This window comes from Streptomyces sp. NPDC020362 (assembly GCF_040642095.1).
GTDB lineage: Bacteria > Actinomycetota > Actinomycetes > Streptomycetales > Streptomycetaceae > Streptomyces.
On sequence record NZ_JBFAET010000016.1, the window covers coordinates 21,420 to 43,830 of the forward strand.

Here is a 22,411-nt window from a genome sequence, read left to right on the forward strand (position 1 = left end):
ATGGAGGCAGGAGCGCACAGCCGTGGACTGGTTCACCGCACCCGACTACTGGTTGAGCCGGCTGGTCTTCCAGCGGGCTCTGGCCGGTGTGTACCTCGTCGCCTTCCTGGTGGCCGCCCTCCAGTTCCGGGCCCTGCTCGGCGAGCGCGGCATGCTGCCGATCCCCCGCTTCACGGCCCGGGCACCCTTCAGGCGGACCCCGAGCCTGTTCCATCTGCACTACTCGGACCGCTTCTTCGCGGCCTGTGCCTGGGCCGGCTGTGCGGTGTCGGCGGCGCTGCTGGCCGGCGCGGACTCCCTGCTGCCGCTGTGGGCGGGCATCGTGCTGTGGCTGGTGCCCTGGGCGCTGTATCTGTCGATCGTCAACGTGGGCCAGACCTGGTACGCGTTCGGCTGGGAGTCGCTGCTGCTGGAGGTCGGCTTCCTGGCCGCCTTCCTCGGCAACGACGAGGTCGCACCGCCCGTCGTCGCGCTGTTCCTGCTGCGCTGGATCCTGTTCCGGGTCGAGTTCGGGGCCGGGCTGATCAAGCTCCGGGGCGACGCGTGCTGGCGGAAGCTGACCTGTCTGGACTACCACCACGAGACGCAACCGATGCCGGGCCCGCTGAGCTGGTTCTTCCACCATCTGCCCAGGCCCCTGCACCGGGTGGAGGTGGCCGCCAACCACCTCACCCAGCTGGTCGTGCCGGTGCTGCTGTTCACGCCGCAGCCCATCGCCTCGGCCGCCGCCGCGCTGATGATCGTCACCCAGCTGTGGCTGGTGCTGTCCGGCAACTTCTCCTGGCTGAACTGGATCACCATCGTGCTGGCCCTGTCCGCGCTCCGGCTGCCCGCCAGGGCACCGACGGTGCCGGCGGCGCCGCTGTGGTACGAGGTCCTGGTCCTCGCGATCGCCGCGCTGCTGGTCTGTCTGAGCTACCACCCGGTGCGCAACATGATCTCCCGCCGCCAGGTCATGAACCGCTCCTTCGACCCGTTGCACCTGGTGAACACCTACGGTGCGTTCGGCAGCGTCAGCCGGATCCGCTACGAGGTGGTGGTCGAGGGCACACGGGACGACGTACCGCGGGAGGACTCGGACTGGCGGGAGTACGTGTTCAGGGGCAAGCCCGGCGACCCCCGGCGCTGGCCCCGCCAGTTCGCGCCCTACCACCTGCGCCTGGACTGGCTGATGTGGTTCGCCGCGCTGTCCCCGGCCTACGCCGGTGACTGGTTCGGCGCTCTGGTGGAACGGCTGCTGGAGGAGGACCGCGACACCCTGAGGCTGCTGCGCCGCTCGCCGTTCCCGCCGGGCGCCCCGCCCCGCTACATCCGCGCCCGTCTCTTCCGCTACCGCTACACCACGTGGCGCGAGCTGCGGGAGACGGGGGCGTGCTGGCAGCGGACGTACGTGCGGGAGTACCTGCCGCCCACGCGGCTGGCCGGAGTGGCTCAGAGGTCGTAGACGCGCCTCGCGGTGCCCTCGAACAGGGCGCTGCGCTCCGCCTCGCCGAGGCCCGACGTCAGTTCCCTCGCCGCGGCGTGCACCTGTGCGTAGGGGGCCGCCAGGGTGCACACCGGCCAGTCGGAGCCGAACATCAGGCGGTCGGGGCCGAAGGCCTCGAGGGCGGTGTCGGTGTACGGGCGCAGGTCGGCGACTCTCCAGGAGGCGGGGTCGGCCTCGGTGACCAGCCCGGAGAGTTTGGCGACGGTGTTGGGCAGTGCGGCGAGGGATCGCAGGTGGGTCGTCCAGGGTTCGCGTTCCCCGGCGGCGATGGGGGGCTTGCCCAAGTGGTCGAGCACGAAGGTGAGGTGGGGCAGCGATGCGGCCGCCTTGGAGCAGGCCGGGAGCTGGTGGGGCAGGACCACGAGGTCGTGGACGAGGCCGGCCCCGGCGACGGCGGCGAGGCCTCGTTGCACGTCGGCCCGGAGCAGCCAGTCGGGGTCGGGTTCGCTCTGGACCTGGTGGCGGATGCCCTTGAGGAAGCGGCCGCCGGGCATCTCGCGCAGACGGGCCAGCTCGTCGGCGACGCCGGGGCGGGTGAGGTCCGTCCAGCCGACGACGCCCGCCACCAGGTCGCTCGCGGCTGCCAGCGCCAGGAGCTCCGGAGTCTCCTCGGGCACGGTGACCGTCTGGACGAGAACGGTACGGTCCACTCCGGCCGCCCGGGTCTCGGGTTCCAGGTCGGCGAGGCCGAAGCTGCGTCTGAGCGGCCGGAGTGCGGGGCCGGTGATCCAGCCCTGGTCGCGGACCGACAGGTCCCAGACGTGGTGGTGGGCGTCGACGGTCACGGCAGCTCCCAGACGACGGGCAGCCCGGCGTCCGTGCCGCCCTCGGAGTAGTCGTGCACGACGTCCAGCAGCTCGGCCATGCGGGCCTGCCAGGCGACATTGACCGGCAGCCGTTCGAGGGCGGCGAGCAGGCGGGCGTAGTCCTCGCACTCCAGGAGATGGAAGAGGTCGGTGCCGCTGCGCCAGATGGTCCAGGAGGTGGCTCCGCAGGCACGGATGGCGTCGGTGAGTTCTTCGGGGACCTCGCGGTGGGCAGCCTCGTAGTCGGCGATGCGTCCGGCGCGGACCTTGGTGTGCAGGGCGACTTTCATGACGGCTCCTCGGGGGGCAGCAGACCGGTGTCGCGCAGTTCCTGCCAGAAGGCGACCGGGACGGTGGTGGCGAACTGCTCGGCGCTGTCGTGGACCTCGGCGGCGGAGCGGGCGCCGGCCAGCACGGAGGCGACGGCAGGGTGCGCGGAGCAGAAGGCCAGGGCGGCGGCGCGCAGGCCGATGCCGTGCCGGGCGGCGACGGCCTTCAGCCTAAGGGCGCGGTCCAGCAGCTCCCGGGGCGCACGGCCGTAGTCGTACGTCGCATCCGGTGCCGGATCGGCCAGCAGGCCCGAGTTGAAGGCGCCGCCGATGACGACCGACACGCCCCGGGCGAGGGCCTCGGGCAGCAGCTCGGCCGCGGCGCTCTGGTCGAGCAGGGTGTAGCGGCCGGCGCAGAGGACGACGTCCACGTCCGTGTCGCGGACGAACCGGGTGAGCATCCCGGCCTGGTTCATCCCCGCGCCGATCGCACCGACGACGCCCTCCGAGCGGAGCTTCTCCAGTGCGGGATAGCCCTCACGGAAGGCCTGCTCGGCATGGTCGTCGGGGTCGTGCAGATAGACGACGTCGACGCGGTCGAGGCCGAGGCGGCCGAGGCTCGCCTCCAGGGTCCGGCGGACGCCGTCGGCGCTGAAGTCCCAGACGCGGCGCAGGGTGGCGGGGACGGCGAAGCCGTTCGCGAGGTCGTCTCCGGTGCCGTCGGCGGGTTCCAGGCGGCGGCCGACCTTCGTGGAGAGCGTGTACGCGGCCCGGTCGTGGGCGCGCAGGGCCGCTCCCAGACGGCGCTCGGACAGGCCGAGGCCGTAGTGGGGCGCGGTGTCGAAGTAGCGGATGCCCCGCTGCCAGGCGGCGGTCACGGCCTCGTGCGCCTGCTCGTCGCCGACCGGGGTGTAGAGGTTGCCGATCCCGGCGGCGCCGAAGCCCAGGGGGCCGACCTCGACGCCGCTGCGGCCCAGCCGGTTCACCGGGCCGCCGGGCGCAGCCTGAGGCCCTGCATGCCGCCGTCGACGGCGAGGGCGGTGCCGGTGGTGGCGCCGGACAGCGGACCGGCCAGGTAGGCGATGGCGCCCGCGACCTCGGCCGGGGAGACGAGGCGGCCGGTGGGCTGGCGGGCCCGGAGGGCGGCGCGCTCGGCGGCCGGGTCGGGGGCGGAGTCCAGCAGGCGGCCGACCCATGGGGTGTCGACCGTACCCGGGTTGACGCAGTTGACGCGGATGCCCTCGCGGACGTGGTCGGCGGCCATGGCCAGGGTCAGGGAGTACACGGCGCCCTTGGTCGCGCTGTACAGGGCGCGCTGCTCAAGCCCCGCGGTCGCGGCGATCGAGCAGGTGTTGACGATGGCGGCGTGCCGGGAGCGGCGCAGGTGCGGGAGGGCGGCGCGGGCGGTGCGGACCATGCCGAGGACGTTGACGTCGAAGACGCGCAGCCACTCCTCGTCGTCGTTGTCCTCGACGGTGCCCTGGGCGCCGATCCCGGCGTTGTTGACCAGTACGTCGAGGCCGCCCAGGGCCTCGGTGGCCCGGGCCACGGCCGTACGCACCGAGGTGTCGTCGCCGACGTCGGCCCGGTGGGCCAGCAGTGGCTCGTCCACCGGGGACGGGTCCAGGTCGAGCACGGCGACCCGGGCGCCGCGTTCGGCGAGGAGGACGGCGGTCGCCCGGCCGATTCCGGAGGCGCCGCCGGTGACCAGGGCCCTGAGGCCCTCGAAGTCGCTCATGCCGCCTGTCCCTTCCGGGTGTCGGGGTCGGCGGCCCAGAAGGTGCCGCCGGGGAAGGTGTACCGCGCGAGGGACTCCGGGCGCATGGCGGCCGAGAAGCCGGGCTCGGTGGGGGCCGTGTAGTGGCCGTCGCGGATCACCACGGGGGTGAGGAAGTGCTCGTGGAGGTGGTCGACGTACTCGATGACCCGGTCCTCGGTGGTGCCGGAGACGGCCAGGTAGTCGAACATCGACAGGTGCTGGACGAGTTCGCACAGGCCGACGCCGCCGGCGTGCGGGCAGACGGGGACGCCGAACTTGGCGGCGAGCAGCAGGATGGCGAGGTTCTCGTTGACGCCGGCGACCCGGGCCGCGTCGATCTGCACGATGTCGAGGGCTCCGGCCTGGAGCATCTGCTTGAACACGATCCGGTTGTGCACGTGTTCACCGCTGGCGACCTTGACGGGGCTCACCGCGCGGCGGATCGTGGCGTGCCCGAGGACGTCGTCGGGGCTGGTGGGCTCCTCGATCCAGTACGGGTCGAAAGCGGCGAGGGCCTTGGTCCAGGCGATCGCCTCGTCCACGTTCCAGCGCTGGTTGGCGTCGACGGCGAGGCGGACGTCCGGTCCGACGACCGCGCGGGCGACCCCGCAGCGCCGTACGTCGTCCGCCAGGTCGGCGCCCACCTTGAGCTTGATCTGCCGGAAGCCGTCGGCGACGGCCTGGGCGGCGAGCCGGGTGAGCTTGTCGTCGTCGTAGCCGAGCCAGCCGGGAGAGGTCGTGTAGGCGGGGAAGCCGCGCTCCAGCAGCCGGGCCCTGCGCTCCGCGGCTCCTTGCCTGCCGCGTCCTAGCAGGTCGAGGGCCTCCTCGGGGGAGAGCGCGTCGGTGATGTAACGGAAGTCGATCTGGCCGACCAGCCACTCCGGATCGGCGTCGGCGAGCAGCTGCCACAGCGGCTTTCCGGCCCGCCGGGCGGCGAGGTCCCACACGGCGTTGACGACGGCCCCGATCGCCATGTGCATCACGCCCTTCTCGGGGCCGAGCCAGCGCAGCTGACTGTCGGCGATCAGGTCCCGGAAGAGCGAGCCGGGGTCGGCGCACAGCTCCTCGACCGGGCGGCCGAGCACATGGCCCCGCAGCGCGTCGATCGCAGCCACCTGGACGTCGTTGCCCCGCCCGATGGTGAAGGTGAACCCGTGCCCCTCGTGCCCGTCGCCGGCGTCCGTGCGCAGGACGACGTAGGCCGTCGAGTAGTCGGGGTCCGGGTTCATCGCGTCGGAGCCGTCCAGTTCCCGCGAGGTGGGGAAGCGGATGTCGTGGGTGTCGACCGCGGTGACGCGGGCGGGGGCCTGGGACACTGAAGTCCTTTCGGTCGGTGGGCAATCGGGCACCGCGGTTCAGTCCTGGGCCCGGCCCGTCGTCACGCGGGCGATCATGAGGGCGACGAGGATGATCCCGCCGTAGATGGCCTGGATCCAGAACGACGGCACCTGGGCGAGGGTCAGCAGGTTCTGTACGACGCCCAGCAGGAGCACGCCGGTGAGGGCGCCGGCCATGGTTCCCTTGCCGCCGTCCAGGCTGATGCCGCCGATCACCGCCGCCGCGAACACGGTGAAGATCATGTTGTTGCCCTGGTTGGCGCTGATCGCGCCGACGTACCCGGTCTGCAGGAGCCCGCCGACGGAGGCGAGGACCCCGGCCACCACGAACACGCCGAGCATCACGCGCTCGACCCGGATGCCGGCCGCGCGGGCCGCCTCCGCGTTGCCGCCGATGGCGTACAGGGCGCGGCCGACCCGGTGGTAGCGCAGGACCAGACCGCTCACCGCGAAGGCGAGCGCCGCCAGCCACACGGACATCGGGACGCGCAGGAAGGTCGTGGTGGCCAGGGTGAAGAAGGCGTCGGGCATCCCGAACAGCGTCTTGCCCTTGGTGGCGCCGACCAGCAGCCCGCGCAGGACGATCAGCATCGCCAGGGTGACGATGAAGGCGTTGAGCCTGAACTTCACCACGAGGATCCCGTTGAGGGCGCCGATCGCCGCGCCGACGACGAGGATCGCGATGAGGGCGAGCGCGGTGGGCCACTCGGTGCCCCAGCCGGACTGGGCGGCGGGCAGGACGAGCAGGGCGCCGACGGCGGGCGCGATCCCGACCACCGATTCGAGCGACAGGTCGAACTTGCCGGTGATCAGGACGAGCGACTCCGCGAGCACCACCATGGCCAGGGCCGCGGACGCACCGAGGATCGAGATGATGTTGCGCTCGGTGAGGAAGGAGTCGTTGACGAACGCGCCCAGCACCATGAGCAGCAACAGGGCCGGAACCAGGGCGAGTTCACGGGCCCGGCGGAGCAGGACGGCTCTGGCCGAGCGGGTCCCCTGGACCTTGACGGGCGTCAGCGGCGGGGCCTTGGTGTCAGCCATGGTCCACTCCTTCGATGGAGGCGATCAGCTCGTGGTCGTGCCAGCCCGCCGGGTGCTCGGCGACGATCCGGCCGTGGAAGAGGACGAGGACGCGGTCGCAGCGCCGCAGGTCGTCGAGTTCGTCGGAGACGACGAGCACGGCGGTGCCGTCCTCGCGGGCGCTGTCCATGCGGGCCAGCAGGGACTCCTTGGACTTCACGTCGACGCCGGCGGTGGGGTTGATCAGGACGAGCAGCCGCGGGTCGGAGGCGAGGGCGCGGGCCATGACGACCTTCTGCGCGTTGCCGCCGGAGAGGTCGGAGACGGGCTGGTCGGGGCCCTCGGCGTGGATGCCGAGGCGTTCGATCAGGTCGGCGGCGACGGCGCGCTTGCGCCGGGTGCCGACGAACCCGTGGCGGCCGAGGCGCCCGAGGACGCCGAGGGTGGCGTTGTCGCCGATGCTCATCCCGGTCACCAGGCCCTGTTCGTGCCGGTCACGGGGTACGCAGCCGACTCCGGCCCCGAGTGCCGCCCGGACGTCCCCGAACGGGAGCTGCCTGCCGTCGAGCCGTGCCGTGCCGCTCGTCGGGGTGTGCAGTCCGGCGAGGGACTCGGCCAGTTCGATCTTCCCGCTGCCGCTGGAGCCGGCGAGTCCGACGACCTCGCCGTGGCGGACGGTGAGATCGATGTCCCGGTACGAGGGCGACGAGAGCCCGTGCGCCTCGAGGGCGACCGGCGCGTCGTCGGCCACCGTGTCCCGCACTCCGTGCGCCTGCTCGGCGACGCTCTCCCCGGCCATCGCCTCCACCAGCGCCGCCCGCGGCAGTTCGGCGACGGGGGCGGTGGTGATCCAGCGGGCGTCGCGCAGCACGGTGACCGTCTGGCATACCTCGTACACCTCCTGGAGGTGGTGCGAGATGAACAGGAAGGTGACCCCGGAGTCCTGCAGGGCACGCATCCGGCCGAACAGCCGCTCGATCTCCCGGTTGTCGAGCTGGGCGGTCGGCTCGTCCAGGACGATGAACCGAGCCCCGAAGCTCAACGCCCGGGCGATCTCGACCATTTGACGGTCCTCGACCCGGAGGTCGGCGGTGCGGGCCTCGGGGTCGACGCGCACGTCCCAGGTGGCGAGCAGCTCGGCGGCCTCGCTGCGCAGCCGGCGCCAGCTGATGAACCCCCGCCGAAGGGGCTGCCGGTTGATGAACAGGTTCTCGGCGACCGACAGCTCGGGGACGACCGTGGGCTTCTGGTAGACGCAGGCGACCTTGCGGCGCCAGGCGTCCCGGTCGGCGAGCGCGGGCGCGGGCTCGCCGTCGAAGCGTACGGTGCCCTCGTCGGGCGCCTGCAGTCCGGTGAGGACGTTGACCAGGGTGGACTTGCCGGCACCGTTGCGGCCGACGAGTGCGTGGGACTCGCCGGGCCGCACGGTGAGGCGGCCGTCGGCGAGAGCGACCGTGGGGCCGTACCGCTTGACGATCCCCTGGGCCTCCACGAGCGGGGCGCTGACCGGGGTACTCATTTGACCGTGTTGCCCCAGAGCTTCGGGTCGTCGACGTTCTCCTTGGTGACCAGCGGTGCGGGCAGTTGGTCCTCCAGGATGCCGCTGGGCAGCTTCACGATGGTCGAGCCGTGGTCGGTGGGGCCGGGCCGGAACGTCTTCCCGGCCATGGCCGCCTTGATGTAGTACATGCCGTACTTCGCGTAGGCGTCGGCGGGCTGGGAGACCGTGGCGTCGATCTGACCCTTGCGGATCGCGTCGAACTCCTGCGGGATGCCGTCGTTGGAGACGATGACGATGTGGCCCTTCTGCCCCGCCGTCTTCAGCATGTTCTTCGACTTCAGGGTCTGCAGCGTCGGCGCCAGATACACGCCGCCCGCCTGCAGGTAGATGCCCTTGATGTCGGGGTTGGCGCCCAGCAGCGTGTCCAGTTTGGCGGCCGCGGTGTCGGACTCCCACTTGGCGGGGATCTCCAGCACCTTGAGCTTCGGGTACTTCTTCTTCACACAGGCCCGGAAGGCCTCGGAGCGGTCGCGGCCGTTGACCGAGGCGAGGTCGCCCATGATCTGCACGACCTTGCCGCTGGTGACGTGCTGCCCGAGGTAGTCGCAGGCCTTCTCGCCGTAGGCGACGTTGTCGGCGCGCACCACCATGGCGACCTTGCCCTTGTCGGGCGCGACGTCCACGGCGACGACCGGGACGCCCTTGCGTTCGGCCTGGTCGAGCCCGGCCTGGATGGCGGCGCTGTCCAGGGGCGCGACCACCAGTCCCTTCACGCCCTGGTTGAGTTCGTTGTTGATGTCGGTGATCTGCTGCGAGGGGTCACTGTTGGAGTTGACCGTCTTCAGCGCGTCGACGCCCTCGGACCTGGCCGTCTTGGGCACGTAGTCGTTGTACGACTGCCAGAACGGCGAGGTCAGCAGGGGCAGGATGACCCCGACCTTGCCGGAGCCGCCTCCGCCTCCCGCACCGGCGGCGCCGGTGTCCTTGGTGCTGCCGCACGCGGTGAGCAGCAGCGAGGCACAGGCGGCCAGGGCCGCCACGCCGGTGATCCGTGACCTGTTCTGCTTCCTCGCTGTTCTGGCGTGCATCTCACGGCTCCTCGTCGAGGGTGTTCGAGCAGATGCCTGGATACTTATCAGACCACTCAGGCACCAGAACACCCTTCGACGCCATTTTTTCCGCTCTTTGACGTGTAGTGGTCGGACCACTTCCCTGGTTAGACTGCGACGCACCCAGCGACGGGAGGAGTGGCGTGGACGAGGAAGCACCGCAGAAGGGCACGGTGACCCAGCGCGCCATCGAACGGATCAAGGCGATGATCGCCGAGGGGGCCCTGGAGCCGGGTCAGCGTCTGCCGACCGAGCGGGATCTCGCGGCCCAGCTGGGCATCTCCCGCAGCTCGATGCGCGAGGCGATCCGCGCACTGACGGTCCTGGGCGTTCTGGAGGCCCGGCACGGCTCCGGCATCTACGTCACCGCGCTGGAGGCCGGCGACCTGCTGGAGACCTTCGGCGTGGTCGCCGACCTGTCCCGGGGGCCGCGGCTGGTGGAGCTGCTGGAGGTGCGCCGGATCCTGGAGTCCACGGCGACCGCGCTGGCGGCGGCCCGCATCACCGACGACCGACTCGCAGAGGTCGAGAAGCACTTGGCGGCGATGAACGCCACCGACGACCCCGAGGAGATCCTCGCCCACGACCTGGCCTTCCACCGCGAGATCGCGGCGGCCGCGGGCAACGAGACGATGGCCGCCATCCTGGAGGGCCTGTCCTCGCGCACCTTCCGGGCCCGGGTCTGGCGCGGCTACCAGGAGGAGGGCGCCTTCGCCCGCACCCGCCGCGAACACGCCGCCATCCACCGCGCCCTGTCCGCCCGCGACCCGGAGGCGGCCCGGGCGGCAGCGGCCGCACATGTGGGCGAGGTGGAGGAGTGGCTGCGGGCCCAGCTCGGGGGCTAGCTCCGCAAGGCGACGGACGTGTGTGCGCGTCGTGGACGACGGCCCGGCGAGCATCGTCCACGACGTCGGGACGCGAGGGTCAGGACGTGACGGTCGCGTGGAGGAGGCGGTGGTCCGAGCCCGTCACAGCCGCAGCGTCACCAGCCCGAACGGCCTCAAGCCCGCCACAGCCGCAGCGTCACCAGCCCGAACGGCCTCAAGCCCGCCGCAACCGCAGTGTCATCAGCTCGAAGGGTCGCAGCCGCACGGTGATCCGGTCGCCGTCCCGCACCGGTGGGCCGCTCTCCGCGCCGGGCCGCTCCAGCAGGTCGGTCACGGTGACGTCTCCGACGGCGAAACCGGGCGTGAGCGTGGCCCGGGCGCGGCCGCCGTGCGCCTCGTGGAAGCGGACCACCACGTCACCGCTGCCGTCGTCGGCCAGCTTCAGCGCCGTGACGACGACCGCGTCGTTGTCGACCGTCACCAGCGGGGCGACCTCACCGGCACCGGTCGTGCGCCGCTCGGGCAGGTTGATCCGCCAGCCCTCGCGGACCGCGTCGGCGATCCGGGCGCCGGGGATCAGCGCGTGCCGGAAACGGTGCACTCCCTGGTCGGTCTCGGGGTCGGGGAAGCGGGGGGCGCGCAGCAGGGAGACCCGCACCGTGGTGGTCGTACCGCGGTCGCCGTCGGTGCGTACCGTGCGGGTCACGTCGTGGCCGTACGTCGAGTCGTTGACGACCGCGACGCCCCAGCCGGGTTCGGCCAGGTGCACGAAGCGGTGGTTGCAGGCCTCGAACTTGGCCGCCTCCCAGGAGGTGTTGGTGTGCGTGGGCCGGTGGAAGTGCCCGAACTGGGTTTCCGACGCGTACCGTTCGGCGTGCAGGTCGAGCGGGAAGGCCAGTTTCAGGAACTTCTCCGTCTCGTGCCAGTCGACCTCGGTGTCCAGGACCAGGCGCCGCTCCCCCGGCGGCAGCGTCAGCACCTGGGTGACCCGGGAGGCGCCGAAGGACCGCACGATCCGCACCGAGGCACCGTCCTCCCCCGCCGTCACCGAGTCGGCGTCCGTGAGGTCCGTGACGGTGTTGCGGTAGAACTCGTCCACGTCCCAGGCGTCCCACATGTTCGGGAAGTCGGAGTGGAGCTGGAGGAGGTTCGCGGCGGTGCCGGGGGCGATCGTCTCGCGGTCGGCCTCGATGTCGCGGGCGCAGACCACCAGGCCCCGGGCGTCGATCTCGATTCGCAGCAGGCCGTTGTCCAGGACGTGTCCGCCGTCCGGGCGGGGCGCGAGCGTCGTCGCGCCCTGGGGCCGCGGTGTCGCCGCTCCGGCGGCCGGGACACCGGCGCGCGGGTGCGGGGCCGCGTTGAACACGAGGGGCGTCTCGCCCCGGCCCGCGAGCGCCCGCTGCGCCGCCTCGACGATCCCGTCCAGCTCGGCGGCGATCCGCTCGTACGTCGCCCGCGCCTCGCGGTGCACCCAGGCGATGGAGGAGCCGGGCAGGATGTCGTGGAACTGGTGCAGCAGGACCGTCTTCCAGATCCTGTCGAGTTCCTCGTAGGGGTAGGGGAAGCCGGCGCGCACGGCCGCGGTGGCCGCCCACAGCTCGGCCTCGCGCAGCAGGTGCTCGCTGCGGCGGTTGCCCTGCTTGGTCCTGGCCTGGCTGGTGAGGGTGGCGCGGTGCAGCTCCAGGTACAGCTCGCCGACCCAGACCGGCGGCTCGGGGTATTCGGCCTCGGCCTTCTCGAAGAACGCCCGGGGTGTTTCCCAGACGACGGTCGCCGAGCCTTCGAGGTCGCGCAGCCGGGCCGCCTTGGCGACCATCTCGCGGGTGGTGCCGCCGCCTCCGTCGCCCCATCCGGTGGGCGCGAGGGAGTGCCGGGCCCTGCCCTTGTCCTTGAAGTTGCGCGCCGCGTGGGCGATCTCGCTGCCCTTCATCGAGCAGTTGTAGGTGTCGACGGGCGGGAAGTGCGTGAAGATCCGGGTGCCGTCGATGCCTTCCCACTGGAAGGTGTGGTGCGGGAACTTGTTCGTCCGCGACCACGAGATCTTCTGCGTCAGCAGCCACTTGGACCCGGCCGCCCTGATGATCTGCGGGAGTCCGGCGGCGAAGCCGAAGGTGTCGGGCAGCCAGGCCTCCTCGTTCTCGATGCCGAACTCGTCGAGGAAGAACCGCTTGCCGTGCACGAACTGACGGGCCATCGCCTCAGAGCCGGGCATGTTGGTGTCCGACTCGACCCACATCCCGCCGGCCGGCACGAACCGCCCCTCGGTGACGGCCTTCTTCACCCGCGCCCACACCTCGGGCCGGTGCTCCTTGACCCACGCCCACTGCTGCGCCTGCGACATGGCGAAGACGAACTCCGGCTCGTCCTCGATCAGCGCGGTCATGTTGGACGTCGTACGGGCCACCTTGCGCACGGTCTCGCGCAGCGGCCACAGCCAGGCGGAGTCGATGTGCGCGTGCCCGACGGCGCTGAGCCGGTGGGCGGACGGCACGGCCGGGGCGGCCAGCACGTCGGTGAGCCGTTCACGGGCCGCGGCCGCCGTGCCGCCCACGTCCTGCAGGTCGACGGCGTCCAGGGCCCGGTCGACGGCGCGCAGGATGTCCCAGCGGCGCGCGGAGTCCGCCGGCAGCTCGGCCATCAGCTCGCCGAGCACCTCCAGGTCCAGCACCAGCTGCCACACGGTCTCGTCGAGGACGGCGAGATCCATCCGGGTGAGCGTGTACTGCGGCTCGTGCCCGGCGGTGTCCCTGTCGCCCAGCCGGGTGGGCCGGAAGGGGTGGTAGTCGAGAATGACCGGGTTGGAGGCTGCCTCGATGTGCAGGCGCACCTCCTCGCCGCCCGCGACGGGCGCGCCGATGCGCACCCACTGGTTGCGCGGGTTGAGGCCCTTCACCGGGGTGCCGTCGGGCCGGTAGACCAGGCCCTCGCACTGGAAGCCGGGCATGTTCTCGTCGAAGCCCAGGTCGAGCAGGGCCTCCACGGTCCGGCCCGCCCAGGCCTCGGGCACGGTCCCGGTCACCCGGAACCAGCTGGTCCCCCAGGGAGCACCCCACCGGGCGCCCACCTCGATCGGCGCGGGCTCGGCCGCCAGTCCCTCGGCGACCGGCACCGGTTCGCCCGGCGCGTGCCAGACCGCGACCTGCAGCGGCACGGACTCGGGGTACACGGCGGGGCGGATGCGTTCGTCGAGGACGCGCCGGAGGCGGGCTTCGACCAGATTACGGTCGTCATGCATGCGGGGTGCTCCCTGCTGGGTTCAGGATGATTACCAGGGGTGGGTGACGGTCACGGGAGTCGAGGCGTTGTACAGCTCCCCCACCGAGCGCAGTTCGAATCGTGCGGCCGTCTCCCCCGGCGCGGGCTGCAGGCCGGAGACGAAGTGGGCGCGCTGGCAGGTGCCGCCGAGGAAGCGGCGGGTGCCGTCGGGCAGGAGGCGGTGCAGCTCGTAGTGGCGCACGGGGCCGGGAGCCGCGCCCCAGGCGAAGCGCAGGTCGCCCCCGGACGCGGCGGTGATCCGCAGGTCCGCGGGGGCCGCCGGGGCCGCGACGGCGTCGCGGACGGCGAGGCCGCCCAGCCGCCAGCGCACGGAGCCGCCGTCCGGTGCGGTGAGGCGGACGCCGAGGGCGTGGACCGTACCCGACAGGCCGGTGAGCCGTACGGTCGACGTCTGCCAGGTGGTGGCCGACTGCACCGGGAGATACGTGTACGGCGGTGGCGTACCGGCGCTGCCCGGCTCGGCGGTGGCGACGGCCAGCTCGACGTTCACACGGCCGGCGTCGGTGCGGTGTGTCAGCTCGACCACCGTGTCGGCGCCGATCGGCAGCCGGGTCGCATACAGGTCCAGCACCGCCGGTTGATCCGGTTCACCGGCGACCAGCAGGCTGCTGCCGCCCCGCCAGGCGTCCGCGAAGTCGAAGGATACGTCCGGCCGTTGCCCCACCGTCCGTACGATCCACTGCCGCGAGGGCAGCCGGTCCTGGAGCCCGAGGTGGTTCCAGGCCGCGTCCGAGGTGACGGCCCCGTCCTCGTACCAGCGCAGCCCGTGCCCGGTGTTGAACACGCTCGCGAACGGCATCGAGGACACCGTCGACCGGTCCGCCACCGACACCGCCGGCGCCCGCCATGGATCACTCGTGTCCGGCCGCGCGGGATCGAGCGAGCGGCCGGTCCAGAACCGGTCGTCGGCCGCGTGGAAGTCCTCCGGGGCGCGCTGTCCGTCCGGCAGGTGGTTGCGGGTCCACTCGGGCCGGTAGAAGCCGACGGAGGTGACGTGGGGCTTTCCGGACGGCACGATCGCGTCCCACTCCACCGACGTGCCGGACCCGTTGGACTCGACGTCCACGCCCGCCCACAACTCGTAGCGGCTGCGGCCCAGTTGTCCCGCCCTGGTCCCCGAGGAGGCCAGGGTCGCGGCGCTCCAGCGGAAGTCGACGAACATGTCGTCGGCGGCCTGGAAGAAGGCCTGGTTCTGGCTGTTCAGCGCGCCCTGCCAGCTGACCGTCCCGTTCACGGTCATCGCGTCGTACCAGGTCACCCGCTGCCCCTTGGCCGCCGCGAGCGCCTTCAGCTCCTTCACGAAGGCGAGCATGGCGGTGCCGAGCGCGGTGTTCCCGCCGCCCGTCTCGGCGTTCACGAACCAGCCGTCGAAGCCGTACGCCGCCGCGACCGCGACGAGTTGCGCGGCGAGCGGGTAGCGCCCGGAGGAGTCCTTCTGGACGAGGTCGCGGGTCCACTGCAGCTGACCGCCGTAGGCGGTGGGCGGCAGGAAGATGTTGCCGAGGACGGGCACCCCGTGCCGGTGGGCCGCGTCCACGACCGGTGCGTTCGGCGCCAGGATCAGCCCCTCGCCCGCCGAGCCGCCCCAGAACACCAGCTCGTCCAGGTAGGCCCAGTGGGTGGGGGCGTAGTAGTCGGCGGTGGCCGACCCCTGGGAGGGGTTGGCGGAGGTCGGCCCGAAGGAGACCAGGGACTGGATGCGGGCCTGGCCGGAGCGGGCGGTGGTGTTGGCCGGGGTCGGGGTGAAGCGGGCGGCGAGCGGTACGGACGCGGCGTTGAAGGCCAGGTCGGGGTCGTCGGCGGCACGCCAGCTCTTCAGGCTGCGCCAGGTGATGCCGGTGCCGGGGCTGCCGGAGGGAAGGGAGTCCGGGTACCAGTACGAGGCGTACGGCGCGGTGGCGGCGGCCTTCGGACGGACGGCGGCCAGGGCCGGGGCGGCCTGGAGCAGCGCCGCGGCGGCTCCGGCGATGAGGACGGTGCGTCTGGTGGGTTTCACGAGCAAGTGCCTCCTTGGGGGGTGGGGAGTACCTGGTCGGGAGTGACGGCTTCGGTGATGCCGCGCGCGGCGAGATGGTCCTTGTCGTCCGCGCGGGTGTCCAGGACGGTCGTGGGGCGGGCTCCGTCGGCGACGAGCCGGAAGAAGGCGTCGAAGACGGGTCCGCCGGGGGCGCAGCCGGCGCGGTGGGCCGGGTCGGCGGGGACGACGAGGGCCGTGGCGCGCACGGCGGGCGGGGCATGGCGCGCACGGGCCGCGTCGGCCAGCACACGCGCCAGGTCCTTGGGGCGCCGGTCGCTGGTCAGCAGACCGAGTCCGTACTCGAGTCCGGGGAAGTCGGCGAGTTCGCGGGAGACGTCGTAGGAGCACCACCAGGTGACGCCCCACAGGTCGGGACAGTCCAGGACGTTCTCCACGGTCGCCTCGGCGAAGGCCGCCGCGTGCTCGGCCGGTACGAGCGGGGCGGGCGCGCCGACCTCCTGGAGCCACACCGGCCGGTGCGCGTCCTCGGCCCAGGCCTTGCTCAGCTCGACCAGGTAGGCGGCGTGGTGCTCGGTGGGCACGGAGGTGCGGCCGTGGCGCTGGGCGGTGCCGTTGAACACCCAGGAGTGCACGGCGGTGAGGGCGCCGAGGCGGGCCGAGTGACCGGGGGTGAAGGGCTGGTCGTCCTGGTACCAGGCGGCGTCGTACGAGGCGTGCAGGTGCAGCCGGTCCGGGGCGCCCTCGGCGCAGGCCGCCAGCAGCCGGGTGAGCCAGCGCTCGGCGTCGTCGGCCGTGATCCGGTCGGGGTCGGGGTGGGGCCCGGCGGCGAACTGGTTGACCTCGTTGCCGATGGTCATGCCGATGAAGTTGGGCCGGTCGGCGAGGGCGGCGGCGAGCGTGCGCAGGTAGGCTGCCTGGCCGTCGACCACGTCCGGGTCGGTGAAGAGGTTGCGCCGGTGCCAGGTGCGGGTCCAGGCGGGCAGGAAGTCGAAGCTGCTCAGGTGGCCCTGCAGGCCGTCCACGTTGACGTCCAGGCCGCGTTCGGCGGCCGCGTCGGCGAGGGCCACGAGCTGGTCGACGGCGCGCGGGCGGATCAGGGTGCGGTTGGGCTGGAAGTAGGGCCACAGGGGGAAGACCCGGATGTGGTCCAGGCCGAGGGCGGCGATCGCGTCGAGGTCGGCGCGTACGGAGTCGAGGTCGAAGTCGAGCCAGTGGTGGAACCACCCTTCGCTGGGGGTGTAGTTGACGCCGAAGCGCACGGCAGGAGGCATGCGGTTGTGTCCTTGCGGGGGTCGGGGCCCGGGCCGGGCGCGGGGCTCAGCCCTTGACGGCGCCCTCGCCGACCCCGCGGAAGAAGTACCGCTGCAGGCAGGCGAAGAGGGCGATGAGCGGTGCCACGGCGATGACGGTGCCGGCGGCCACCAGGCGTTCGTCGTTGGCGAAGGTGCCGTGCAGGTAGTTGAGGCCGATGGTCAGCGTGAACCTGGACGGGTCGCTGAGCACGATGAGCGGCCACAGGAAGTCGTCCCAGGCGCCCATGAAGGCGAAGATCGCGACAACGGCGAGGGTTCCCTTCACCGACGGCAGCGCGATGCGCCAGAACCGCTGCCAGACGTCGGCGCCGTCGACGTAGGCGGCCTCCTCCATCTCGTACGGCAGGTTGCGGAAGGCGTTGCGCATCAGCAGCACGTTCATCGCGCCGATCGAGCCGGGCAGCGCGACCCCGATGAGCGTGTTGTTCAGGCCGAGTTCCCGCATGGTCGTGAACTGGGCGATGATGATGCCCTCCACGGGCACGAGCATCGCCAGGACGAAGGCCAGCGTGGCCACGCCCCGGCCGCGGTAGCGCAGCCGGGCCAGGGCGTACCCGGCGAGCGCCGACCCGACGCAGTTGGTCACCACACTGGCGCCCGCGACCTTCAGCGAGTTCAGGGCGTAGTCCCACACGGGGATGGTGTCCGTGACCCGCTCGTAGTTGTGCAGGGTGGGATGGCTCGGCAGGAACGTCGGCGGCGAGCTGAAGATGTCCTCGGTGGGCCCCTTGAGGGAGGTGGACAGCTGCCAGAGGAAGGGGCCGACGGTGATGGCGAGGACCGCGAGCAGCAGCAGGTAGCGCAGGACCAGCTCCCACCCCCGGATCCGGCGGCCGTGCTCGTCGGTGACGCGCGGCTCGCGGACGGCGGGTTCCCGCCGCGGCCGGACCTTCTCCTTCTCCAGGACGCTCATGACTGCTCCCTGCGGTCGGCGCGCAGGACGAGCAGCATCAGGGCGACGGTGACGGCGAACACGACGACGGAGAGGGCGGAGGCGTAGCCGACGCGGCCGGTCAGGCCGGTGCCGGTGCGCTGGACGAGCATGACGAGGGTGGTGTCCTCGCCGGCCGGGCCGCCGCTCGGGCCCGCCATCAGGTACACCTCGGAGAACACCTTGAACGCGGCGACCGAGGAGAGCGCGGCGACCAGCACCATGGTGGAGCGCACGGCGGGCACGGTGACCGTGAGGAACCGGCGCACCGGGCCCGCGCCGTCCACGGCGGCTGCCTCGTGCAGCTCGCGCGGTACGTTCGCCAGCGCGGCCAGGTAAATGATCATGTAGTAGCCGAGACCCTTCCACACCGTCACGGCCATGGCGCTCAGCAGGAGCAGCCACTGGTCGCTGAGGAACCCGACACGTCCGATCCCCACGGTCTCCAGCAGGGCGTTGACCAGGCCGCGCTCGTCCAGCAGCCACACCCAGACCAGCCCGACGACCACCACGGAGGCGACGACCGGGGTGTAGAAGGCGGACCGGAAGAAGGTGATCCCGGGGATGTTCTTCTGCACCAGCAGTGCGAGCAGCAGCGGCAGGATCACCAGGGCCGGTACGACGCCGACGATGTACAGGGTGCTGTTGCGCAGGCCGGTCCAGAACATGTCGTCGTGGAGCAGTTCGCGGAAGTTGGCGAGTCCGACGAAGTGGCCGGGGATCAGGGTGCGGCGGTCGGTGAAGGAGTTCACCACCGTCGTGACGAACGGGTAGAGCACGAAGGCGCCGGTGATCAGCAGCCCGGGGGCGGCGAACAGCCAGGGGCTGGTGGGCAGTTGCCGCCGTATCCGGGGCGGGGCGGGTCGCCGGGTGCGGGGCGGGGCGGTGGGAGTGGCCATGGCGTCTGTCAGCCCTGCTGCTTCAGGAGCTGGTCGCAGGCCTTGACAGCGTTGTCGAGCGCCGCCTTGGGGCTCTCCTTGCCCTGCAGGGCCTTGGCGACCTCGTTGCGCAGCGCGGTCTTCATCTGCTCGCTGAACAGCACCGGCGTGTAGTTGACGGCGTTCTTCAGGGATTTGGCGGCGGCGATACGGACGCGCGTCTCGTCGGTGCCGTCCTCCTTGGTGAAGTACGGGTCGTCGAGGGAGCCCGCGGTGCTGGGGAAGATGGCGACCTTCTTGGCGAAGGACATCTGGTTCTTCGCGTCGGTGACGAAGTGGGCGAAGGCGACGGCGGCCGGGGTGTGCCTGGTGCGGGAGTTGACCATCACACCCATCACGTACATGTTGACGTGCCCGGTGCTGGTGATCTGGTCGGTGATACCGATGTTCCTGTACAGCCCCGGTGCCTGCTTCTTGAAGTTGCCGAGGTCGAGGGCGCTGCCGGGGTTCATGGCGACGGCCTCGGTGAGGAACTTCTTCCCGGTGGACTCGGGGGTGGCGGTGAGCGCCTGCGGGTCGAGCGCCTTGGCGTCGTACAACTCCTTGTACTTGGTGAGGAGTTCGACCCCCTTGGAGTCGTTGAAGGCGAACCCGGTCCCTTCCTCGTTCATCAGCCGGGCACCGTACCGGCCGAAGTCCTCGATGCTGGGCACGTTGGCGAGGGTGGCGACCTTGCCGTCGCTCTTCCTCGCCATCTGCAGGGCGTCGGCGAAAAGTTCGCCGTACGTCTTCGGCGGCGCGCTCGGGTCGAGTCCGGCCTTCGTGAACAGGGACTTGTTGTAGAAGAGCGGCCCGGTGTTCAGGTACCAGGGGAAGGCGTAGGTCCCGCTCGTCCCCGGCACCTGGTGACTGGCCCAGGCTCCGTCGAGGTACTCGGACTTGTACCTGCTCGCCGCCTTGTCCAGGTCGAGGGCGAGGCCCGCCTTGACGAGCGGGGCGACCAGGTCCGGGGACACGTTCACGACGTCGGGCAGCGTGCCGCCGGCCGCGTCGGCGCTGATCTTGTCGGGGTAGCCCTCGGCGGGCTGGTCGATCCACTTGACATGGGTGCCGGGGTACTTCTTCTCGAAGTCCGCGATCAGGCCCTCGAAGTACGGCTTGAAGTTGGCGCGCAGGTTCCAGGTCTGGAAGGTGATGTCGCCCTCGACCTTGCCCGAGGCGTCGGTCGAGCCGGCGTCGTCGTCGCCCGATCCGCACGCGCTCAGCGGCAGGACTAGGGCGACGGCAGCGGCGGCGAAGGTTCTGCGGGAGATGCGCACGACGACGGGGCTCCTTTGCAGTGGGATGTGGCCGAAGGTGCCGGGCCAGACTGTGCCCACCGTTTCCGGGGCGCGTCAATGGATTCGGCCCAGCTAAAGTCATTAGTGACTCAAAATCCCAGTTCACAGCTGTGGGTTGAGTCTATTGCCGTCGATCGCTAATGCGCTTTAGGGTAAGTCCGCTCAAGCGCATTAGCAGTTGGCCGGTACCGGACCGTACGGAGGGGAGCCCCACGTTGCCGGAGAAGCGATCACCCGCGCGGCGGCCGACGATGAAGGACATCGCGCGCCGCGCCGGAGTCTCCGAGAGCGCGGTCTCCTTCGCGCTCAACGGCCGCCCCGGCGTCTCGGAGACCACCCGTGCCCGGGTCCACCGGGTCGCCGAGCAGCTCGGCTGGCACCCCAGCACGGCGGCTCGCGCGCTCTCCGGCGAGGGCGCGGCCACGGTCGGCTTCGTCCTCGCCCGCCCCGCGGACACGCTGGGTGTCGACTCCTTCTTCCTCCAGCTCGTCTCCGGCATCCAGGAGGTGCTCGCCGAGCGCCATCTGGGCCTGCTCTTCCAGGTGGCCCAGGACGTGGCCGACGAGTGCGCGGTCTACCGGCGCTGGTGGGCGGAGCACCGGGTGGACGGCGTCCTGGTGGTGGACCCGCGCGCCGAGGACCCGCGCCCCGACCTGCTGGACGAGCTGGGCCTGCCCGCCGTCGTCATCGGCGGCGCGCCCGACGTCCGGCACCCCGGCCTGTCCACGGTCTGGGCGGACGACGCCGGCGCGATGGCCTCCGTGGTCGACGAGCTGACGACGCTCGGCCACCGGCGGATCGTGCACATCGCCGGCCTGCCCGGCCTCGCGCACACCCAGCGCCGTGTCGCCACCCTGCGCGCGGAGGCCGAGCGTCGCGACCTGGCCGAGGTCCGGTCGGTGACCACCGACTACTCCGACACGGAGGGTGCCGCCGTGACCCGCCGGATGCTCGGCGGCTCCCCTCCCCCGACCGCGCTGATCTACGACAACGACGTGATGGCCGTCGCCGGTCTCGCCGCCGCCGCCGAACTCGGCTTTCGCGTCCCGCAGGACGTCTCACTGGTCTCCTGGGAGGACTCGGCGCTGTGCCGCATGGTCACCCCACGGCTGTCCGCGCTGTCCCGTGACAGCGCCGAGTTCGGCCGGACGGCGGCCCGGGAACTGCTGGCGCTGCTGGACGGTCACGCGGCGCGGGCGGTGGGGGTACCGGTGCCCCGGCTGACGGGGCGGGGCAGTACGGGGGCGGCGCGGCGGGCATGAGAGAGGGGGTGCTTCATCGTTCAACAGCGCGGCGCCACACCGTGTTTCACGATTCAACACTTGCGGAACGGCCCGTCCGGAAAGATGCTGGAGTCATCGGATCGGGCATTTCGTCGAGAGCCGTAACACCGTGGTGGCGATCAGCTTCGTGCCGCCGACCTCCTTCTCCGCCCGACCACCGGCCGACGGCTGGGTACGTGCTCGCCCTCGCGGTGGCAGCCACGCACCTGAAGGAGGGCCGCCATGAACGCGCCGGCCGAGAGCGGGACAGCCACGCCCCGCTATTGCGCCCAACCGCCCCAGACCCAGCCCGTGTTGCGCCCGGACCTCAGTCCGAGCCGGTCGAGGGCCATCCTGCTGGTCCGCGCCAAGTGGGTCAACGGCACGGTCCTGCACTACGCCTTTCTCGATCACGGCGGTGACATCGGAGGCGAGGAGCAACTGGACGAGGTCCGGCACGCCTTCCAGGCCTGGAAGGACCTCGGCATCGGGCTGGAGTTCCAGGAGGTGACCGATCCCGGCGACTCCGAGATCCGCATCGTCTTCGACGAGCGCGAGGGCTCCGCGTCGTACGTCGGCCGGGACAATCTGACGATCGGTACCAACCAGCCGACCATGACGTTCGGCTGGGACCTGACCACCCGGTACGGCAAGGCCACCGCGCTGCACGAGACCGGGCACGCGATCGGCTTCGCCCACGAGCACCAGAACCCCTTCGCCGGCATCGTGTGGGACGAGGCGAAGGTCTACGCGGATCTCGGGGGGCCTCCCAACAACTGGCCCCACGAGGTCACGTTCAACAACATCCTGCGCAAGCTGTCGCAGGACGAGGTGACGGGTTCGACCTGGGACCCCGACTCCATCATGGAGTACAGCTTCAACGGCGGACTGATCGTGCGTCCGGAGCGCTACCGCGGTGGCATCCCCGAGACGCTGGGCCTGTCCGCCACGGACAAGGAGCGCGTCCTGCAGTGGTACCCGGCGCTGGCCGCCCAGCCGGCCAGGCTCCAGGCGTTCCAGTCGACCCCGCTGCGGCTCGCCACCGGGGAACAGGGCGACTTCGAGATCGTTCCGCCGGAGACGCGCAGCTACCAGATCGGCACGTTCGGCGACAGTGATGTCGTCCTGGCCCTGTTCGAGGACACCGACGGCGGACTGCGGTACGTCACTGCCGACGACGACAGCGGGCAGAACCGCAACGGCCGCCTCGAGGTCAAGCTCGTCAAGGACCACCGTTACGTGGCCCGGGCCCGTCTGTACTCCACCTGGGGCAGCGGCTCGATCGCGCTGATGTACTGGTGAGCGGTGGCGGCCCC

18 protein-coding genes are annotated in these 22,411 nt (G+C 71.6%); 4 read left to right on the forward strand and 14 right to left on the reverse strand.

Annotated features, from left to right (window positions below):
• Positions 1-22: 22 nt before the first annotated feature.
• Complete coding sequence (locus AB0H32_RS09660) at positions 23-1,444, forward strand: lipase maturation factor family protein (protein ID WP_361116920.1); 1,422 nt, start codon at positions 23-25, stop codon at positions 1,442-1,444.
• Here the strand turns inward: AB0H32_RS09660 and AB0H32_RS09665 are convergent.
• The 8 genes from AB0H32_RS09665 to AB0H32_RS09700 are packed head-to-tail and all read right to left on the reverse strand — an operon-like array spanning position 1,432 to position 9,269.
• The gene (locus tag AB0H32_RS09665; RefSeq protein WP_361116923.1) at positions 1,432-2,271 is read right to left on the reverse strand and encodes an amidohydrolase family protein; all 840 of its coding nucleotides are present in this window, start codon (positions 2,269-2,271) and stop codon (positions 1,432-1,434) included. The two genes, AB0H32_RS09660 and AB0H32_RS09665, sit on opposite strands and share 13 nt — an antisense overlap.
• Complete coding sequence (locus AB0H32_RS09670) at positions 2,268-2,582, reverse strand: L-rhamnose mutarotase (RefSeq protein ID WP_361116926.1); 315 nt, start codon at positions 2,580-2,582, stop codon at positions 2,268-2,270. Before AB0H32_RS09670 ends, AB0H32_RS09665 begins: the two co-directional genes overlap by 4 nt.
• Positions 2,579-3,547 carry an aldo/keto reductase gene (locus AB0H32_RS09675; protein ID WP_361116929.1) on the reverse strand — a complete coding sequence of 323 codons (969 nt, stop codon included), beginning with the start codon at positions 3,545-3,547 and terminating at the stop codon, positions 2,579-2,581. Before AB0H32_RS09675 ends, AB0H32_RS09670 begins: the two co-directional genes overlap by 4 nt.
• The gene (locus AB0H32_RS09680; RefSeq protein WP_361116931.1) at positions 3,544-4,299 is read right to left on the reverse strand and encodes an SDR family oxidoreductase; all 756 of its coding nucleotides are present in this window, start codon (positions 4,297-4,299) and stop codon (positions 3,544-3,546) included. The genes AB0H32_RS09675 and AB0H32_RS09680 overlap by 4 nt, the downstream gene beginning before the upstream one ends.
• A complete protein-coding gene (locus AB0H32_RS09685; RefSeq protein ID WP_361116934.1) occupies positions 4,296-5,636 on the reverse strand; it encodes an L-fuconate dehydratase in 1,341 nt (446 codons plus the stop codon). The genes AB0H32_RS09680 and AB0H32_RS09685 overlap by 4 nt, the downstream gene beginning before the upstream one ends.
• Positions 5,637-5,675: 39 nt before the next feature.
• Positions 5,676-6,701 carry an ABC transporter permease gene (locus AB0H32_RS09690; RefSeq protein ID WP_361116937.1) on the reverse strand — a complete coding sequence of 342 codons (1,026 nt, stop codon included), beginning with the start codon at positions 6,699-6,701 and terminating at the stop codon, positions 5,676-5,678.
• On the reverse strand, positions 6,694-8,199 hold the full coding sequence (locus tag AB0H32_RS09695; RefSeq protein WP_361116940.1) for a sugar ABC transporter ATP-binding protein: 1,506 nt from the start codon (positions 8,197-8,199) through the stop codon (positions 6,694-6,696). The genes AB0H32_RS09690 and AB0H32_RS09695 overlap by 8 nt, the downstream gene beginning before the upstream one ends.
• Positions 8,196-9,269 carry a sugar ABC transporter substrate-binding protein gene (locus tag AB0H32_RS09700; RefSeq protein ID WP_361116943.1) on the reverse strand — a complete coding sequence of 358 codons (1,074 nt, stop codon included), beginning with the start codon at positions 9,267-9,269 and terminating at the stop codon, positions 8,196-8,198. The genes AB0H32_RS09695 and AB0H32_RS09700 overlap by 4 nt, the downstream gene beginning before the upstream one ends.
• 164 nt (positions 9,270-9,433) lie before the next feature.
• Here AB0H32_RS09700 and AB0H32_RS09705 point away from each other — a divergent pair, with 164 nt between their 5' ends.
• Positions 9,434-10,135 carry a FadR/GntR family transcriptional regulator gene (locus AB0H32_RS09705; protein WP_361116946.1) on the forward strand — a complete coding sequence of 234 codons (702 nt, stop codon included), beginning with the start codon at positions 9,434-9,436 and terminating at the stop codon, positions 10,133-10,135.
• A 196-nt stretch (positions 10,136-10,331) separates the two neighbouring features.
• On the opposite strand, the gene AB0H32_RS09710 is transcribed toward AB0H32_RS09705, so the two are convergent.
• From AB0H32_RS09710 to AB0H32_RS09735, 6 genes are read right to left on the reverse strand one after another with little or no spacing between them, the layout of a single operon-like run.
• Positions 10,332-13,352: a glycoside hydrolase family 38 C-terminal domain-containing protein gene (locus AB0H32_RS09710; protein WP_361116949.1), complete on the reverse strand. Its 3,021-nt coding sequence runs from the start codon at positions 13,350-13,352 to the stop codon at positions 10,332-10,334.
• A 30-nt stretch (positions 13,353-13,382) separates the two neighbouring features.
• A complete protein-coding gene (locus AB0H32_RS09715; RefSeq protein WP_361116952.1) occupies positions 13,383-15,389 on the reverse strand; it encodes an endo-beta-N-acetylglucosaminidase in 2,007 nt (668 codons plus the stop codon).
• The gene (locus AB0H32_RS09720) at positions 15,386-16,642 is read right to left on the reverse strand and encodes a glycosyl hydrolase (protein WP_361116955.1); all 1,257 of its coding nucleotides are present in this window, start codon (positions 16,640-16,642) and stop codon (positions 15,386-15,388) included. The genes AB0H32_RS09715 and AB0H32_RS09720 overlap by 4 nt, the downstream gene beginning before the upstream one ends.
• 46 nt (positions 16,643-16,688) lie before the next feature.
• Positions 16,689-17,597: a carbohydrate ABC transporter permease gene (locus tag AB0H32_RS09725; RefSeq protein WP_361116958.1), complete on the reverse strand. Its 909-nt coding sequence runs from the start codon at positions 17,595-17,597 to the stop codon at positions 16,689-16,691.
• Complete coding sequence (locus AB0H32_RS09730) at positions 17,594-18,514, reverse strand: sugar ABC transporter permease (RefSeq protein ID WP_361116961.1); 921 nt, start codon at positions 18,512-18,514, stop codon at positions 17,594-17,596. The genes AB0H32_RS09725 and AB0H32_RS09730 overlap by 4 nt, the downstream gene beginning before the upstream one ends.
• Before the next feature lie 8 nt (positions 18,515-18,522).
• Positions 18,523-19,812 carry an extracellular solute-binding protein gene (locus tag AB0H32_RS09735; RefSeq protein WP_361116964.1) on the reverse strand — a complete coding sequence of 430 codons (1,290 nt, stop codon included), beginning with the start codon at positions 19,810-19,812 and terminating at the stop codon, positions 18,523-18,525.
• Positions 19,813-20,048: 236 nt separating this feature from the next.
• Between AB0H32_RS09735 and AB0H32_RS09740 the strand changes: the two genes are divergently transcribed.
• A complete protein-coding gene (locus AB0H32_RS09740; RefSeq protein ID WP_361116967.1) occupies positions 20,049-21,095 on the forward strand; it encodes a LacI family DNA-binding transcriptional regulator in 1,047 nt (348 codons plus the stop codon).
• 243 nt (positions 21,096-21,338) lie between these two features.
• Positions 21,339-22,397 (forward strand): matrixin family metalloprotease, encoded by a 1,059-nt coding sequence (locus AB0H32_RS09745; RefSeq protein ID WP_361116970.1) that lies wholly within the window; start codon positions 21,339-21,341, stop codon positions 22,395-22,397.
• Positions 22,398-22,411 lie beyond the last annotated feature (14 nt).

Coding starts and splice junctions, on each gene's coding strand:
- AB0H32_RS09700 (WP_361116943.1), bottom strand. CDS start 9,269: ATGCACGCCAGAACAGCGAGGAAGCAGAACAGGTCACGGATCACCGGC.
- AB0H32_RS09720 (WP_361116955.1), bottom strand. CDS start 16,642: ATGCCTCCTGCCGTGCGCTTCGGCGTCAACTACACCCCCAGCGAAGGG.
- AB0H32_RS09695 (WP_361116940.1), bottom strand. CDS start 8,199: ATGAGTACCCCGGTCAGCGCCCCGCTCGTGGAGGCCCAGGGGATCGTC.
- AB0H32_RS09710 (WP_361116949.1), bottom strand. CDS start 13,352: ATGCATGACGACCGTAATCTGGTCGAAGCCCGCCTCCGGCGCGTCCTC.
- AB0H32_RS09745 (WP_361116970.1), top strand. CDS start 21,339: ATGAACGCGCCGGCCGAGAGCGGGACAGCCACGCCCCGCTATTGCGCC.
- AB0H32_RS09725 (WP_361116958.1), bottom strand. CDS start 17,597: ATGAGCGTCCTGGAGAAGGAGAAGGTCCGGCCGCGGCGGGAACCCGCC.
- AB0H32_RS09680 (WP_361116931.1), bottom strand. CDS start 4,299: ATGAGCGACTTCGAGGGCCTCAGGGCCCTGGTCACCGGCGGCGCCTCC.
- AB0H32_RS09730 (WP_361116961.1), bottom strand. CDS start 18,514: ATGGCCACTCCCACCGCCCCGCCCCGCACCCGGCGACCCGCCCCGCCC.
- AB0H32_RS09690 (WP_361116937.1), bottom strand. CDS start 6,701: ATGGCTGACACCAAGGCCCCGCCGCTGACGCCCGTCAAGGTCCAGGGG.
- AB0H32_RS09670 (WP_361116926.1), bottom strand. CDS start 2,582: ATGAAAGTCGCCCTGCACACCAAGGTCCGCGCCGGACGCATCGCCGAC.